The organism is Glutamicibacter sp. BW77 (assembly GCF_002332285.1).
Lineage (GTDB): Bacteria > Actinomycetota > Actinomycetes > Actinomycetales > Micrococcaceae > Glutamicibacter > Glutamicibacter bergerei.
Genome location: NZ_NRGT01000077.1, coordinates 70,333 through 86,271, shown reverse-complemented (window position 1 = coordinate 86,271; position 15,939 = coordinate 70,333). Strand labels below are relative to the sequence as shown.

The 15,939-nt window shown below is 58.3% G+C and carries 15 protein-coding genes; 7 read left to right on the top strand and 8 right to left on the bottom strand.

Translation table 11 applies throughout. The features are described from left to right. Positions 1 to 104: 104 nt before the first annotated feature. The gene (locus CIK74_RS16190) at positions 105 to 536 is read right to left on the bottom strand and encodes a transcriptional regulator (RefSeq protein ID WP_096257306.1); all 432 of its coding nucleotides are present in this window, start codon (positions 534 to 536) and stop codon (positions 105 to 107) included. 87 nt (positions 537 to 623) lie between these two features. Here CIK74_RS16190 and CIK74_RS16185 point away from each other — a divergent pair, with 87 nt between their 5' ends. Together CIK74_RS16185 and CIK74_RS16180 are read left to right on the top strand one after the other, a co-directional pair. Then, a complete protein-coding gene (locus CIK74_RS16185) occupies positions 624 to 2,621 on the top strand; it encodes a VWA domain-containing protein (protein ID WP_170947916.1) in 1,998 nt (665 codons plus the stop codon). Beyond that, positions 2,621 to 3,853 (top strand): hypothetical protein, encoded by a 1,233-nt coding sequence (locus CIK74_RS16180; protein ID WP_096257302.1) that lies wholly within the window; start codon positions 2,621 to 2,623, stop codon positions 3,851 to 3,853. Before CIK74_RS16185 ends, CIK74_RS16180 begins: the two co-directional genes overlap by 1 nt. Here CIK74_RS16180 and CIK74_RS16175 read toward each other — a convergent pair. After that, a complete protein-coding gene (locus CIK74_RS16175) occupies positions 3,850 to 5,172 on the bottom strand; it encodes a serine/threonine-protein kinase (RefSeq protein WP_170947915.1) in 1,323 nt (440 codons plus the stop codon). The two genes, CIK74_RS16180 and CIK74_RS16175, sit on opposite strands and share 4 nt — an antisense overlap. Before the next feature lie 108 nt (positions 5,173 to 5,280). Here CIK74_RS16175 and CIK74_RS16170 point away from each other — a divergent pair, with 108 nt between their 5' ends. Both CIK74_RS16170 and CIK74_RS16165 read left to right on the top strand, forming a co-directional pair. Beyond that, the gene (locus CIK74_RS16170; RefSeq protein WP_096257298.1) at positions 5,281 to 5,883 is read left to right on the top strand and encodes a hypothetical protein; all 603 of its coding nucleotides are present in this window, start codon (positions 5,281 to 5,283) and stop codon (positions 5,881 to 5,883) included. Between the two features lie 50 nt (positions 5,884 to 5,933). Beyond that, positions 5,934 to 7,388, top strand: coding sequence for an HNH endonuclease (locus CIK74_RS16165; protein ID WP_096257296.1), 1,455 nt, complete (start codon positions 5,934 to 5,936; stop codon positions 7,386 to 7,388). Here CIK74_RS16165 and CIK74_RS16160 read toward each other — a convergent pair whose 3' ends face one another. Both CIK74_RS16160 and serS read right to left on the bottom strand, forming a co-directional pair. Continuing rightward, the gene (locus CIK74_RS16160; protein ID WP_096257294.1) at positions 7,389 to 8,219 is read right to left on the bottom strand and encodes an HAD family hydrolase; all 831 of its coding nucleotides are present in this window, start codon (positions 8,217 to 8,219) and stop codon (positions 7,389 to 7,391) included. A gap of 114 nt (positions 8,220 to 8,333) precedes the next feature. Further along, positions 8,334 to 9,611, bottom strand: a complete 1,278-nt coding sequence (gene serS, locus CIK74_RS16155; RefSeq protein WP_096257292.1) for a serine--tRNA ligase — start codon at positions 9,609 to 9,611, stop codon at positions 8,334 to 8,336. Positions 9,612 to 9,649: 38 nt separating this feature from the next. Between serS and CIK74_RS16150 the strand changes: the two genes are divergently transcribed. Next, positions 9,650 to 10,696 carry a diacylglycerol kinase family protein gene (locus CIK74_RS16150; RefSeq protein WP_096257290.1) on the top strand — a complete coding sequence of 349 codons (1,047 nt, stop codon included), beginning with the start codon at positions 9,650 to 9,652 and terminating at the stop codon, positions 10,694 to 10,696. Here the strand turns inward: CIK74_RS16150 and pheA are convergent. Continuing rightward, positions 10,693 to 11,616, bottom strand: coding sequence for a prephenate dehydratase (pheA, locus tag CIK74_RS16145; RefSeq protein WP_096257288.1), 924 nt, complete (start codon positions 11,614 to 11,616; stop codon positions 10,693 to 10,695). The two genes, CIK74_RS16150 and pheA, sit on opposite strands and share 4 nt — an antisense overlap. Further along, the gene (locus tag CIK74_RS16140) at positions 11,613 to 11,939 is read right to left on the bottom strand and encodes a rhodanese-like domain-containing protein (RefSeq protein ID WP_096257286.1); all 327 of its coding nucleotides are present in this window, start codon (positions 11,937 to 11,939) and stop codon (positions 11,613 to 11,615) included. Before CIK74_RS16140 ends, pheA begins: the two co-directional genes overlap by 4 nt. Before the next feature lie 67 nt (positions 11,940 to 12,006). Here CIK74_RS16140 and CIK74_RS16135 point away from each other — a divergent pair, with 67 nt between their 5' ends. After that, positions 12,007 to 13,353, top strand: a complete 1,347-nt coding sequence (locus tag CIK74_RS16135) for an amidase (protein WP_096257285.1) — start codon at positions 12,007 to 12,009, stop codon at positions 13,351 to 13,353. Between the two features lie 94 nt (positions 13,354 to 13,447). Then, positions 13,448 to 14,905 (top strand): oligopeptide:H+ symporter, encoded by a 1,458-nt coding sequence (locus CIK74_RS16130; RefSeq protein WP_096257283.1) that lies wholly within the window; start codon positions 13,448 to 13,450, stop codon positions 14,903 to 14,905. A gap of 50 nt (positions 14,906 to 14,955) precedes the next feature. Here CIK74_RS16130 and CIK74_RS16125 read toward each other — a convergent pair whose 3' ends face one another. Together CIK74_RS16125 and CIK74_RS16120 are read right to left on the bottom strand one after the other, a co-directional pair. Next, positions 14,956 to 15,159, bottom strand: a complete 204-nt coding sequence (locus CIK74_RS16125) for a helix-turn-helix domain-containing protein (RefSeq protein ID WP_096257281.1) — start codon at positions 15,157 to 15,159, stop codon at positions 14,956 to 14,958. 2 nt (positions 15,160 to 15,161) lie between these two features. Continuing rightward, the gene (locus tag CIK74_RS16120; RefSeq protein ID WP_141392976.1) at positions 15,162 to 15,911 is read right to left on the bottom strand and encodes a hypothetical protein; all 750 of its coding nucleotides are present in this window, start codon (positions 15,909 to 15,911) and stop codon (positions 15,162 to 15,164) included. Positions 15,912 to 15,939: the final 28 nt, after the last annotated feature.

Below are 15,939 nucleotides of genomic sequence, written 5' to 3'. Positions count from 1 at the left end.
CTCTCAATTCTGAAGAGCCGCAATAGGTTTCACGAATCTATCCCAGTGCGGCGTCCATAGCACTTCCCTTTCAGCGGATAAGACTCACTATCGGACTACGGGCGTTATTTGCCAGCGGCCTGTGCGAGAAAATCTGAGAGTCTGATTTCATTGCGCAATCTGGCCAGCTCGGCAAGTTCTGCCAACACACTTTGGCTACCGACCGAACGCAGATAATCCAAGGCTGCCAGGCCTTCGGGTGCGTTCGCGGTGCTCTGCGTCGCGGTGGCCGAATCAAGCAGCTCAACCTGCGCCAGCACCGCACTCAAGTCGCCTTCTCCGGCGCGCGATTCGAGCATGATCAGTCGCCCAAGAACCGCCGGGTTGCCAATCTTGATCCGCTTTGCGCTAGTAAGTTGAGAAAGCATGGGAGCGGATATTCCAAGAACTTGGGCTAGCGAACGCTGGGATAAGGCATATTTTTCCATTACTTCGCCGAAACGTTGCGCCAAAGACACGCCATAGAGGGCGCGTTGCTGTTCGATAGTACTGTTCATAACTTCAATTTTTGCATGAGTGTTTGCAATTGCAAACAATTGAGCTATATTTGCAATTGCAAACATCCACTTTGGAAGGATCTTCTGATGCCTCGCCGCCTACTGCTCGCGTTCTTCAGCGCAGCGTTGCTGGTCGCCACCCCGCTGGCCGCTGTTCACGCAGACGAGCAAACCACGACCCAACCGGTCATCGTTGTTATGGACTACTCCAGCTCAATGCTGGAAAAAGACGCCGACGCGAAGGGCACCACTCGCATCGATGCCGCAAAGTCCGCAACCAAACACCTGATCAACAATTCTCCGGATGACGCGACCATGGGCTTGGTGGTGTACGGCTCAAAGACCGCGAAGAAGTGCGATGACATCATTACCGTGCAGAAGCCGGGCAAGGTGAACAAGTCCGAGCTGACCGCCAAGCTCGATGAGCTCAAGGCGGTCGGGGAAACTCCGATCGGCGCCTCACTGCTCTATGCGGCTAACGAGATGAAGGACATCAAGACCGAAAAGTCGATTATCCTGGTCTCCGACGGCGAGGAAAACTGCGATGAACCACCGGCCTGCGAGGCAGCCAAAGACCTTGCCGGCCAGGGCATCGACCTGACCGTGCATACCATCGGGTTTAAGGTCAACAACACGGCTCGCTCGCAGCTCGAATGCATCGCGAAGGCTACCGGCGGCACCTATGTCACCGCCGATGATTCCGACGCGTTGCAGGAAGAACTAACCAGCCGCACCTTGCGCGCTTTCCAGGGATACACCGCCACCGGCACCCCCATCGAAGGTGGCGCGCAACTGCACCAAGCTCCGCTGATGGTTCCAGGCCAATACCTGGACAGCCTGGAAAAGGGTGAGACGAAGACGTGGACCTCAAAGGACGGCACCACCAAGTACTACAAGGTTGGACCGCTGAAGCCCGGAGAATATGCGCACTTCTCTGCGACTATGATTCCCGCACAACAGAAAAAGTCCGAAAAAAGCGACCCCACCCGCGTCTCCGTCGAACTGGTCAACGGTCAAGGTGCCAACTGCTCCACGGGGCAGAGCCAGATCACCAATACCAACCAGCTCGGACGCCCCTTGACCGGTTATACGCGAAGCCCAGAGTACCTTCAGGACACCACGCACGGTTGTTTTGCCGACGGTTCCGGAGAGCTCTACGCAAAGGTCACCCGCGACGGTGCAATGTTCAAAGACGACCCGATGGCAGTAGAACTTCGCTATGTGCTGGAACCTGCGGTTGATCCCACACTGCTCGGCGCGCCGGCCAGTACCAAAGACAAGCCGCAGTCGGTCACGCTGACAGGAAACGCCGAACCGGTACTCGGCGGTTCCAGCTTTAATGATGCGCTGCCGGTGGACTCCGCAAAGATCTACGCAGACTCGATCATGAGCAGTGAAGCACGCTACTACAAGATCCACGTAGGCAACGGACAAAAACTGAACATACGCGCCACCGGTGGCAATAACCAAGATTCCGGTGTTCAGGCGATTGGTGCCATGGTGTACTCCCCTGTACGTAAGAATGTTGACCTGATCGGCGAGTCAAAGGTCAACGGCTACAAGCCCGGAGAGGTTTCCACCCAGTCCATGGACACCCCTGTTGATCAGTCCAATTTCGACAACCACATCGGCAAGGACAACTACCTGGGTGGCGAGTACTATGTAGTGGTTTATGCCGATACCTGGAGCAGCAAAAGCAACGGCGTCCCCTTCGACTACGAACTGGCCGTTGAGGTAACTGGCACCGAAAAGGAATTCGCCGGTGCGGCCCCAATCTTCGAGGCGACACAGAGCTCCAGTGAACCGGGCGATGAACCGTCCACGGCGCCCACGTCCGAAAGCAGCCCAAAACCTGGGCCTACCGCCGAGGGCGCAGAGGAAAACCAGCCGCCAACGCAGCAATCGGGCCAGAAATCCATCGAGCAAACCAGCGTGACGAGCGGCTCACTGTGGCCTTGGTTCACCGCCGGCCTGCTGATCACCGCGGCGCTGCTGGGAGCCGGAACCTTCCTCTTCCGCCACCGCTCAACCGCCATGGTAGAACAGCGCACTGACGCCGATCCAACCCTGCCAGGAGACCGGTAATGAAAATCCTCCCGACCCTGCTCGCCGCCGGTTTATGCCTCACCTTGGCAACCCCGGCAATGGCTAGCGAAGCTAAAATTCTGACCCACGAACCGGTTGGCACACAAATCACCGGAGCCGCAGATCAGGGCTCCGCCCCGGAGCTCAAAGCCGGAGCCGCGCAGGATCTGCTTGGCGTCACCGGAGATGACACTGCACTGCTGTACAAACTCCCGGAAATTCAAGACGGAGAGCGCCTCTTCGTCAGCGCACAGTTGATCGTGAACCCGCTGCTGCAGAACACCAGCCGAGAGAACATCAAGCTGAGCGGTGAACTGCGCCGGGCCGATGGGGAACGTTGCATTGGCGATAGCGACAACACCAGTCGCGCTAGTTTTGAGCGTTTGCCGCTGATCACCTTGGACTCCGATGCCAAGAATTCTACGGGGTTCGCCCGCTGTCTGGATCAGCGCAACGGTGAACTCTTCCTCGCGCTGCAGCGTGATGGAGCTTGGCAGGCCGACACCCAGCTGCCGGTAGAAATTCGTGTCATCGTCCAGCCGGCGGTGGATCCCACGACGCTGAGCGGAATCACCCCCGAGACGCTTCCGCCGGCCTCCGTGGCTCTCGACGCTCCCGCCACCCCGGTTGCCGGAGGCAGCGGATTTAGTAACGCCGCCGCCGTAGCTTCGGGATCCGTGTATTCCGACTCGGTACTTCCCTTCGAGGTGAAGTACTACAAGGTGCATCTGACGCAGGGACAACGACTCAATTACCGTTTGAGTGTCACCGACTCCCCCAACGCCAGCGCCGAAAAAGTGCATACCGGCACCTACAACCCGCTGCTGGAAAGCAATTTGATGACCAGCGGTGCGGAAACCTCGCTGAACCGTGAGGATGCCGGCGCCTCGATCTCGCGGAGCACCGTCACGACGGTCTCTCGCGACCTGCAGGCTGGAGCCACGAACCACGAGCTTGCCTTCGCCGGCGATTATTACATCACCGTCGCCGGTACTGCTAATGATCCACGAGGCTTGAACCCGCTGAACTACGAGCTGGCCATCGATGTCACTGGTGAAACCAGCGACGAGAAAACCTGGGAACCGGCAGCAGAAATTACCGAACAGGCAGCTTCTGCTTCAAGTAGCTGGCTCCCAAACAGCGCCCAGCTTGGTGCATTGCTCGGCGGAGTCGCGGTAGCGATCGCAGCCTTCGCCGGGATCTGGTTCTTACGCCACCGCAAGCGCGCCTAGTCCTGGGCGACCCACCGATATTCGGCGCCGTCGACCTCGCAGCTTAGCCTGTGGCCGTCGGCGCCGCTGACATTGAGCCCCAACTCGATCGCGTTGCAGTTATCTCCGGTGCTCACATTTGAATGAATGGAGACCACCGATTGCGACGTGGATTCCTTGCTTGGCTCGGTGCCACGTTGTTCCGGCGTCTTAGATTGCATGGACGAACTTGGCGCGGCACTGGTTTTAACCGGGTCGCTGCTTGGCACCGGCGATTCGGAAACCACCGTTGGGCCTGGACTCACCGAATCGGCTTCCGATTGACCGCCGAATACCAGCCACAACGACAGTCCGCCGAGCGCCAACGCCAGCAGCACCGCAATCCACGGCACAAGCAGCCCTAACCGTGCCGCGCTTCGGGCAGGTTTGCCGCGCACCGGCTCAGGCACACTGACAGGCTGGCCTGCCGGTTGCTGCTGGGGGCTCGGTTTGCCTTCCGGAAGCCCATAGGACTCAAAATGGTCAAAGACTTCAAAGGGCTCACCGGATGCCACCTGGTATCCACTCGGGTTGCGCAGAACCGCGAGCATGCTCGAAGCGTCGCGGGCGGTTGCCAGCCGTTTGGCCGGATCTCGGGCTAGCAGCCCGCCTAATACCGAGCTAAGCTGCGCATCGACCGAAAATCGGGCACGATCGCAGTACGTGCTCAGCGCATCGCCGCGCAGGCTCGGTTCCAGCAGTTGCACCGCAAGCACCCCGAGCGCATAGAGATCACCGGCCGGTTCGGGTTCGCTGCCACCGCGCAGCTCGGGAGCGATAAACCCCTGAGTGCCAACTACAGCTCCGTGTTCGGTTAACCGCGGCTCGTCACGATGCGCCGCAATCCCGAAGTCTGCTAGGCGTACCACCGGTACACCCTCGCTGGTGGATTCGAGCAAAACATTGGCAGGTTTCACATCGCGGTGGACCCATCCTGCTGCGTGTACGTGCGCCAGTCCGTCCAATAACTGCACCAGGATTTCGGCCACCAGCTCTTGGGTAAACGCACCGTAATCTTGCATTGCGGTATGCAGGTTTCCGCCACGCATCAGCTCGGTCGCAATCAGGACCCGCTCGTCAACGGCCGCCCACCCGTAGGGAGTAAGCAAGTGAGGGTGATCAAATTTCACACCTTGCTCGCGCACAAAACGCAGGATCTCGCCACTGTAGCTCTGCCGCATTACTTTGGCCGCGCAAATCCGCTCGTGCTTCAGGTCCCGGGCCAGCCACACCGTCCCGGAACCGCCCTGGGCGATGTGTTCAATCAGCTCGAACCGCCCAGCAATGATCTCACCCGCCACCGCATCTCCTTCAAAGATTCAGTTACCAGCCTAACGGTGCGCGCTTTAACGGCACGTCACTTTCGCCAGTTACACGACAAATCTATGCGCTCGGGCAATACTTAAACCATGTTTGTCCTCGCGCTCAGCCCGAAGCCGCGCTCCGTCACCGACGTGCAGGCGGCCACCGAACTTTTGTGGGACCAGCTAGATCAGGTGCACACCCACGCGCCATTCATGGCACTTAGCGGCCAGTTGCTGCTCGGTGTCCCGCACGATGCCCACGACGCCATCGACGCCATCATGCGCTGCGCCAGACTGAACTTTTGCCACATCGGGCTCGGCGTAGGAACCCTCTACGAGCCCGTGCCGGCACAGGCCGACCTGGTCGAGGGGAAGGCGCAGCGTCGCGCCCTGGGCGCCTTAGAGGCTGCCACACACCGCGGAGAACGGGTACCCATCTCCGTGTCCTGCGGGGATTCAGACCTGGATCTGGAACTAGAGGGTTTGCTGCGCCTGCTTGGCCAGTCCGTACGCACGCGCAGCGACGCCGAATGGGCCGTGGTGGATCTGCTGACCCCCGGGGTGCGCGGACAGCAGAAGGCCATTGCGCAGGTTCTGGATGTCACTCCGCAAGCGGTCTCGGCCGCCATCGTGCGCTCCGGATATCACGATGAGATTGACGCCCGCGGCGGAATCGCACGACTGCTGGAGTTAGCCGACCAGCTTTAAAGATCTAATTATTCGAAGACATTTTCGAACAAGAAGCGTATAATAAAGGTATGTCCGAAGCAATGGCGCCAAGGCATCGCCCGCCCCAAGCAGAGTTCTACCAGGTCGCAGATGACCTGGCAGCTTCAACGCGGCGCGAGCCAATTCAAAGCAACGCGCAGCGTGCGGCTGCAAAACATTTCCAGAAAATTGCGGACTACGAAAAGGAAATCTCTCGCCTTCGTAGCAAACAAGCAGCGGAAAGCTACCAGGCCGAAAAAGAAGTCGTGCGCGAGAATGAATATCTTGGAACCTCTTGCAACGACCTCACCCGCGGCGCAGCAAGCGCAGTGGCTTTAGCCCGGCAGCAGGCACCCAACGGATTTCGAAACTACTTGGTCAACTGTCGAATCTTGGCAGAAGACACCCCCTACCTCCAACAGCACTTTGCACAAGGTGAATTCACCGAGCAGCAGATGTTGGCGATCCTCACGCCGCTGCAAGAGGTCAAAACCGAACGCCGTGCCGAATTTGATGCTTTTTTCCGGGACAACCCGGAGATGTTCGAATCTCAGGGGCCAAAGCAGATTGGCGAAACTGTAAAACGTTTCACCTTGGACTTCGCCTCCGATGAGCAATGCCTAAAAATGAAACAGCAAGATTCCAAGCGCTACGTTCGCCTCAAAAGGGGGAAGGACTGCGTTCTCATCAACGGCAGACTGCCCGTTGTTTCCGGCACAGCGTTGCAGATGCACTTGCAGCAGGAATCCTACCGCTTGAAGCAAGGCGGAGATCCCCGTACAAGGGACCAGATCAAAGCGGATCTTCTTTGCACTTATCTACTCGCAGGTCGTCCGGAAATACTACCGATACAGTTGCATGTCGGCCTGATCATGACCGACAAGACGCTCTTTCTCGGCGACCGGGAACCGGCTTATATGGAAGGTTACGGATACGTTCCCCCGCAGTACGCGCGGGAGCTCATAGCCGGAACCCCTATCGCAAATGAGCTGAGTTTCGCTCAAATGGAAGCTGGTAAAGCCGACGACCATTTGGGGCGCCTAGAGACACTACCCGATCTGATTCGGCTCTATACGGCACCCGGTGATAAAGAATTAATCGCCATGGACTCCAAGGCTCGCATCTTCCCGGAAAAGCTTCGCCGCTTCGTAAAAATTCGCGACCGGCATTGCCGCACCCCATTTTGCGATGGCAAGATCACGGAAATTGACCACGTATTGCAGCATCATTTGGGCGGCCCCACAGATGTAGACAATGCAGATGGACGATGCTCATCATGCAATAAGGCCAAGGAAAGTCCGGGTTGGATTGAAATCGTGGCGCTCAAAGGACCTCACACTATGCGTGTGAACCCCGGTTCGTCGATGACCTATCGCTCCACCGCACCACCGGCAACGGGATATGCACATAAACCATTTCCGCAGCTGATCTGTGATTCACAGTGGATACGCCGCGTGAAGCGCAGGCTACGTATCCAGCGGGATTCAAACAGCCCTGGGCCCTAGTCAGTCCTGCAGGAGTCCTTCCAGCACGATCGCTAGACCATCCTCATCTACCGAAGCAGTCACCTCATCAGCAACGATCTTGACCTCTTCAGGAGCTTGGCCCATGGCGACACCACGCCCGGCCCACTGCAACATCTCAATATCGTTTCGTCCATCACCCACGGCAAGGGTCTGCGCCGATTCGATCTCTAATTCGGTGCGCAGACGCTCCAGTCCGCTGGCCTTGGTAATACCCTCGGCAGCAATATCCAACCACGCGGTCCAGCCCACCGAGTAAGTAACGCCGGAGAGCCCCAAACCGTGCACCGCTTGGCCAAAGTCTTCTGCAGTCGCATCGGTGGAAAAGACCACCACGCGCACCGCCTTGCTGCGCAACAGTTCGTCGAATTCGACGACCTTGGATTCGGCTCCGAAACTCGCATCGGTGAAAACGTCGCTCGAAAGGAATTCTCCGCGTTCATTTTCCACGGCATATTTAGCGTTAGGAAGCTGACGCATCAAGGCAGCCAGGGCCAACGATGGATCAAAAACCTCACGGTGCAAAATCTCAACATCGTCGCCGCGCATTCGTGCCAGCACGCCGCCGTTGCTTGCCACCACATAACCGTGGTCGATACCTAGTTCGGTCATCAGCGGCACAGCCGCACCGAGCGACCTGCCGGTAGAAATCACTACCTCGTGCCCGGCCTTCACTACCGCGCGGGCAACCTCACGCACACGTGCACTCATCAGTCCCTGATGATTGACGATCGTTCCGTCAACATCGAGGCAAATCATCAACTTGTCGTCTTCTAGCCGGTCATCGTTGCCGGCCTTAGTCAAAATTGTCATAGTTCCAGTGAACCACTGCTACGTAAATATTACGATGAGCCACAGCACAACGGGAGGCGAACGGGTGGTTAAATGAAAATCGACCGGCCTTTGCGGGGCCGGTCGACGTTCGTTTTACTTCATGATTTCAAGTCCACCAAGATAAGGCTGCAGCGCCTTGGGCACGTTGACCGTGCCGTCCGGGTTCTGGTGGTTTTCCAGAATCGCAACGATCCAACGAGTCGTAGCGAGCGTTCCGTTCAGGGTAGCTACCGCGCGTGTCTTGCCCGGCTTGCCGTCAACGACTTCGCGTTCGCGAATATTCAGTCGGCGCGACTGGAAGGTCGTGCAGTTCGAGGTCGAGGTCAATTCGCGGAAGGTTTCCTGCGTTGGCACCCAAGCCTCGCAGTCGAACTTGCGTGCGGCACTCATGCCGAGATCACCTGCGGCTGTGTCGATGACCCGGTAAGGAAGTTCCATGCGTCCCAGCATTTCTTCTTCCATAGCCAGCAAGCGTTCATGTTCCCCTGCGGCTTCTTCGACCGTGGTGTAGATGAACATTTCGAGCTTGTTGAACTGGTGCACGCGAATAATGCCCCGGGTGTCCTTACCTGCGGAGCCGGCCTCGCGGCGATAGCACGAGGACCACCCGGCATAGCGGATCGGACCATCGGTGAGGTCCATGATCTCGTTGGCATGGTAGCCGGCCAGCGCCACCTCGGAGGTGCCGACCAGGTACAGGTCGTCGCGCTCCAGCTTGTAGATCTCGTCGTCGTGTTCGACGTCGAAGCCGGTGCCCTGCATGGTTTCTGGGCGGACCAATGTCGGGGTGATCATCGGAATGAAGCCACGCTCGACCGCAAGATCCAGCGCCATGTTCATCATCGCAATTTCCAGGCGGGCGCCGATGCCCTTGAGGAAGTAAAAGCGTGAACCGGAGACCTTTGCGCCGCGTTCCATGTCGATCGCGTCGAGTTTCTCGGCGATCTGCAGGTGGTCCAGCGGTTCAAAACCCTCGGCGGCAAAGTCGCGCGGGGTGCCGACGGTCTTCACCAGGGCGAAGTCGTCTTCACCGCCGGACGGGATGCCATCGGCGATCAGGTTCGGGATGGAGCGCTGCAACGAGGTGCACTTAGCAGCCGCTTCGTCGGAAGCTGCTTGGGCAGCCTTCACGGAAGCCGCCAGTTCCTTGACCTCCGCCAGCAGTGCTGCACGTTCCTCGCCCTTAGCGGCGCCAACCTTCTTGGAGAAGGCATTCTGCTCCGCGCGCAGGCGCTCGTAGGTGCTTATGGTCTCGCGACGCGCCGAATCAGCCTCAATAAGCTGGTCGATTAGCGCTTCGTCGGCACCGCGCGCGCGTTGCGAGGCGCGGTACATTTCCGGATTATCGGTGAGCATTTTCAGGTCGATCACATCTTAAGCGTAGCAATCTTGAGTACGATGAGAGCACTATGCAGACAAACCGCGTGATCTTAATTTCTGTAGCCGGCGCCGCGGCAGTGCTTGCGGGCGTTACTGGGTACTCCGTGCGTAAGCTTTCGCACACGAGCAAACCGATCAGCAAAGAGCCTTCGATCAAGGAGCAATCCGAGTCTAAGAAGGTCGGACTAGTCATTAATCCGTCCAAGTCAGGTGCCGACAAGGCACGTGACGCGGTCAAACATGTCTGCGCAGAAGCGGGGCTGGAAGAGCCACTGGTTTTTGAAACCACCCCCGATAACGCGGGCCAAGAAGCTGCTCAAAAGGCGATCGATGCCGGATGCGACACAATTATCGCGGCCGGTGGCGACGGCACGATTCGCGCCGTCGGAGAAGTGCTCGAAGGCACCGATTGCACCCTGGGACTGCTTCCCTTAGGCACCGGCAACCTGCTGGCGCGCAATATTGAGGTGCCGCTTGATGACTTGCACACCGCCGCGTTAGTCGCCGTGCGGGGCATGGTGCGGCGCATTGATGTGGGACATATGAAGCTGAACCTGCTCGATGGCACCAAGACGGATCATGCGTTCCTGGTGATCGCCGGGGTCGGCACCGACGCAGACCTCTTTGACGATACCGACGAAGAGTTGAAGTCCAAGGTGGGCTGGTTGGCATATTCGGAAGCGGGCTTGCGCCAGCTTCCCGGACAACGCAAAAAGGTCGAATTCAAGCTTTCCGAAGACGAGGCCTGGCAGACCCGCAAGGTTCGCTCCGTGCTTTTCGCCAACTGCGGCAAGCTGCAGGGCGTGGACTTCGTCCCGGACGCCAAGATCGACGACGGAATTCTCGATGCCGTAGTGCTCTCTCCGCGTTCGGCGGCCGGATGGGGCTGGATCTTGCTGAAGACCGCCTTCCGCTCGCGCAACAAGATCCCGGTGATGAGTTTCTACCAAACCACCGAGGTCTCATTGCGCTGCGCGGAACCTATGAATACACAGATCGACGGCGACCCAACAGGTCAGGTCAACGAGCTGAAAGTTACCATCAGCCCTTCGGCGTTGCGTATTCGCACCCCTTAGAGGCGCGATTTGAGCGACTGCACCCACGCCCGGGATTCGACAAACGCACTATCTGAATTGTGCGTATCGATGAACGGGCGGGTGCCCTGCGCCGCCGGGTAAGATCCCAAGAAGCGCAGTTCCGGGCACAATCTGTGTAATCCGGCGAGCGCCGCGGAGACACGTTCTTCAGCAATATGACCTTCAACGTCTACGGAGAAGAAGTAGTGCCCGAGCCCCGCGCCGGTAGGGCGTGACTCAATCCGTGAAAGGTTCACCGCACGAGCGGTGAACTGCTCCAGAAATTCCATCAACGCTCCGGGCCGGTCCTCGGACAACGGCAGGATCAGCGTTGACTTATCCACACCGCTTGGCGCCGGAATGGCTCCGGGCCGGGTGACAAGGATAAAGCGAGTTACCGCCCCGGCGTGATCTTCCACCTCGCGCACCAACACCTTGAGGTTTTTCTCCTTCGCCACCAAGGGTGAGCAAATCGCGGCGTCGTGGTGGGTCTCTGGGTCCAATAGACCCAACGCACCGGAAGCAGTGGATGAGGCCGGGGTGAAGCTGGCAGCGGGTATGTTGGTTTCCGCCCAATGCCGGCACTGTGCCCAAGCGTGTCCGTGAGTGGAAATCTCCCGGATCTGTTCGAGTGAAGTAATTCCCTCGCGCACCGCCAACACAAAACTAATCGGGACCAGCACTTCGGCGACAATCTGTAACGATTCCCCGGCAGCAATGGCATCCAATGTGGCCGAGACTCCGCCCTCTACCGAGTTTTCGATCGGGACCATCGCGGCATCTGCCTGTCCTAAGCGGACCATCTCCAGTGCGCTATTAACGCTGCTGGCAGCAATCCGCTCACAATCCCCGGCTCCGGGGACCTGCAGCAAAGCCGCCTCGGTGAAGGTGCCCGCCGGGCCTAGATAGGCATATTTCATCGAACGGTAGGTTCCGCACCGTTGTCGGCATCCATCGGAAGCTTGGCTTCCAGCCAGGCATCGGAACCACCGGCGATATTAAACGCGGTATAGCCTAGGCCGGTCAACCACGCGGCAGCCTGTGCCGAACGGCCACCGGTGCGGCAGATAACGTAGGTATCAACGTCGGGGTCCAGTTCCTCGACACGGGTAGGCAGTTCACCGAGCACGATGTGCTTGGCTCCGGTCGCGCGGCCCGCTTCCCATTCGAAGTCCTCACGGACGTCAAGAATCAATGCGTCCTTAGGTACGTCGGTGACCTGAACAGTCTCAAAGTTGCTCATGGTTGGCTTTCCTCTCTGGTTGGGTGTTTGCTTATAAGACTATCCATTCCCCGCCTCGAAAGCCGACATGAAGACAAGAAGCGCCCTGAAATTGCGTGATGAGCTGGCCAGTGGAGAACGTTCTAGCCGCGAGGTCACCGAACACTATCTGCGTCGCATCGACGAGCTGAGCTCGCTGGGCGCCTTTGTGTACGTATCCCCCGATGCGATGGATGCCGCGGCTGCGGCAGACGAGCGGCAGGTGCGCGGGCAGATCGGGCGCTTACATGGTCTTCCCACGGCATTCAAGGACCTCAATGAGGTCACCGGCATGCCCACCACCTATGGGACCGCGGCAATGAAGCATCATGTGGCGCGAGCAGATCATCCGCTGGTGGCACGCTTACGGTCCGAAGGTGTGGTGATTACCGGCAAAACGCAGGTTCCGGAATTTGGTTTGAGCAGTTATTCAGAGAACCTTGTCGCCCCACCGTCGCGCAACCCGCTTGACCCACGATTGACCTCGGGGGGGTCCTCGGGTGGACAGGCGGCGGCGATCGCCGCGGGGATGATTCCCGTTGGGCCAGGATCCGATGGGGGCGGTTCGGTGCGCATACCTGCCGCGTCTTGTGGCCTGGTGGGACTCAAGCCCTCCCTGGGTCGGATCCCCAGTGATGTGGTTGATGGTTACCTAGATAGCTTTGGTGCGCCGAAATTGACGGTTTCCGGCCCGCTGGCCCACGATTCCTTGGACGCCGCGATGTTGCTCGACGCGATGCGCGGCTCCGACCATTACCTACCACTGCTGCGTGGCAGCTATCCGGAGCGGCTCAAGGGGTTGCGGATCGGTTACAGCACGCATTCTCCTTTCGAAAGCGCCTATTCGATTTCCTTGCAGCCCGCTGCGCTGCAGGCTTTTGAGCGCGCCAAGCAGCTATTGTCTGAGCGCCACCGGGTGGAGCCAGCGGATCTGCGCTACGCCAGCGACTACCCCGAGTCCTTTCTCCGGGTGTGGAGCAATGGGCTGCGCCATATTCAGCTCGAAGACGAGGGGCTGCTCGGTGACTTGGCAAGGGATTTCCGGCAACGCTCCGCAGCGCGCAGCATGGAGGTCAGCCTGCAGGCGGCCGCTAGGCTCAAACAAATTTCGGCAGACTTTGTGCGACAATGGTCCGCTCATGACGTGATCCTCACTCCGGCAATGGCCTCGACGCCACCTGAGGTCGGCTACTTTACTGACTCGGATGCGGATACCGATTACATGCGACAGTGTCAGTACACCCCCTACACCTCGATGGTGAACGTTTCTTCGGTAGCCGCCATCACCGTTCCAATCAGCAATTCCAGCTCCGGGATGCCGATGAGCGTGCAACTCATTTCGCCACGTGCCGATGAGGGGCTGCTTTTGGCGTTGGCCAAACAATTGGGCAAGTGAACCGGGAATTTAGCCGATACCAGCGGTATATGAAACATGTGAAATAGATCGCTAAAGTAGGCACTTGCTCCTAAAAGCGCGAAAAATGTAACGTATGTCTACTGTTACTTCGAGCACCACGGGCACGGATAAAACCTTCTTCGGTCACCCGCGCGCGCTCGCAAACCTCTTTAGTGTCGAGATGTGGGAGCGTTTCTCCTTCTACGGCATGCAGGCCCTACTGGCCTATTACATGTACTACGAAGTCACCGCCGGTGGCCTCGGGATGGATCAGGGCTTAGCACTGTCACTGGTCGGCGCCTACGGCGGCGCCGTATACCTGTCCACCATTTTGGGCGCTTGGCTCTCGGACCGACTCTTCGGTTCCGAACGAGTACTCTTCTTCTCCGCGATCGGCATCATGGCCGGCCACGTCGCGCTGGCATTATTGCCGGGCTACGTTGGACTCACCATTGGTCTGATCCTGGTGGCCATCGGCTCCGGTGGCCTGAAAGCCAACGCAGTGGCCTTGGTCGGTTCGCTGTACTCCAAGGAAGACTCACGCATTGACGCGGGCTTCTCACTGTTCTACATGGGCGTGAACGTTGGCGGTCTACTCGGCCCGCTACTGACCGGCCTGTTGCACAAGCAGTTCGGCTTCCATGTGGGCTTCGGCGCCGCTGCCGTAGGTATGGCCATTGGCCTGTTGATCTACTCCAAGGGTCGCAAAAATCTTCCGGAGACCGCGGGACTAATAGCAAACCCACTGCCTGTCGGCGAACGCAAACGCTACATCGGGATCTTCGCAGCCATCATGGTTCTGATCGTATTGGTCTTCGCGCTGAAGATCGTCACCCCGGCAAACCTTGCAAGCACCATCGCCTACGTAGTCATCGCCGCCTCGGTGGTGTACTTCGTATTGATCTTGCGCAGCAAGAAAATTGATGCCACCGAGCGGAAGCATGTCTGGGCTTTTATCCCGTTCTACATCGGCTCGGCAGCCTTCTGGGCATTGTTCCAGCAACAGTTCACCTTCATCGCGGCCTACTCCGACACCCGTTTGGATCGTCACCTCGGTGGCTGGGAAATGCCTGCCAGCTGGGTCCAGTCGATTAACCCGGTCTTCATTATCTTGTTGGCCAGTGTTTTCGCAGGATTGTGGACCAAGTTGGGCAACCGCCAGCCGCGCACCTCGGTGAAGTTCGGCTTGGCTTTGGTAGTCGTGGGTGCGGCATTCTTGTGCTTCATTCCGCTCGAATCGCTGGAAATGACACCGCTGTTGGCGCTAGTTGGCATCTTGTTGCTGTGCACCATCGCCGAGTTGCTACTTTCCCCGATCGGCCAGGCGGTGGCCACCAAGCTGGCTCCGGCGGCTTTCGGTACGCAGATGATCGCACTGTTCTTCCTGTCCGTATCGCTGGGCACCACGCTGTCTGGCGTGTTGGCCGGTTACTACGTTGCAGGCAATGAAATCCCTTACTTCATCGCGATGGGCGGTACCGCCATCGTGCTGGGTCTGGCAATGATTGCAGCTACCCCGGCTTTGAAGAAGCTCATGGGCTCCGTGCTCTAAGGGCTCAAAGCTTCAAAGGCAGGCTTCACCCTCGGGTGGGGCCTGTTTTTTTATTTAAGTACTAGTAGCTCGCCGATTTCGCAATCAAGCGCCTGGCATATGGCTACCAACGTGGAAAAGCGGATTGCCTTTGCGCGGTCATTTTTCAAGATCGAAAGATTGACCACCGAGACATCAACAAGTTCGCTTAGGTGCACTAGGGTCATGTCACGTTCGGCCAACAAATCCCCAAGCCTGCAATGTACGTGCTCCATCGCTAGACCAGTCCCTCGGTATCGGCCGTGAGTCGATTGTTTTGCTCGGTTAGTCGCAGCCCGGCGGTCACCAGCTCGGCGACCACAAAGATCCCCAAGGCGATGAACAGCGAATTAAATTCGAAGTAAATCGCGAAGGTGGGTTCGGGCCACGGAGAGGATGCCTCGAAACTCTGTGCGGTGCTGACAAAACTATCGATATGTAACGACTCCTCGCCGGCGAAGCTGGCGCCGAATCCATTGAGGATCTGTCCCAACGTGGTGCCGAAACCAAGTATTGTCGCTACGACCCGTGCGGTTTTACGCAGGCTCGCGGTGAAGGGTTTGCCTACGCGCAACTTGTTGCATAACAAGATCACCGAGAGAATCACCGCGCATACCGCCAGACCTTCGCAGAGTGCACCGGTTGCGAGCAGAACTCTGGTTCCGGCGCTGAGCGAACCGCTGGTAATCAGTACCTCGTTGATCTGCGCGGTGACATTCCCGCCATGATCTGGAGAGACGTCGGTGACGTGCGGATATTCCGGCCAGTAAGGCTCGACAGGAACTTCGAGTTGCACCTGCGGATCCGACAGCGCCGACACCACCTGAGCAATGATGGCGAAACCAACGCTCACAAGTGCAACGATCGCGATGCGACGCGTGAAGTCTACGACGGCCTGCACTCGTCCGGAGCCAAAGACTGCGTAAAGCACTAAAGCCAAAACCACGATGACAAGCACGGCGCTTATTCCAAAGGAGAAGCCAGACATCACAAACCTAACGATAGTCGTTATTAAC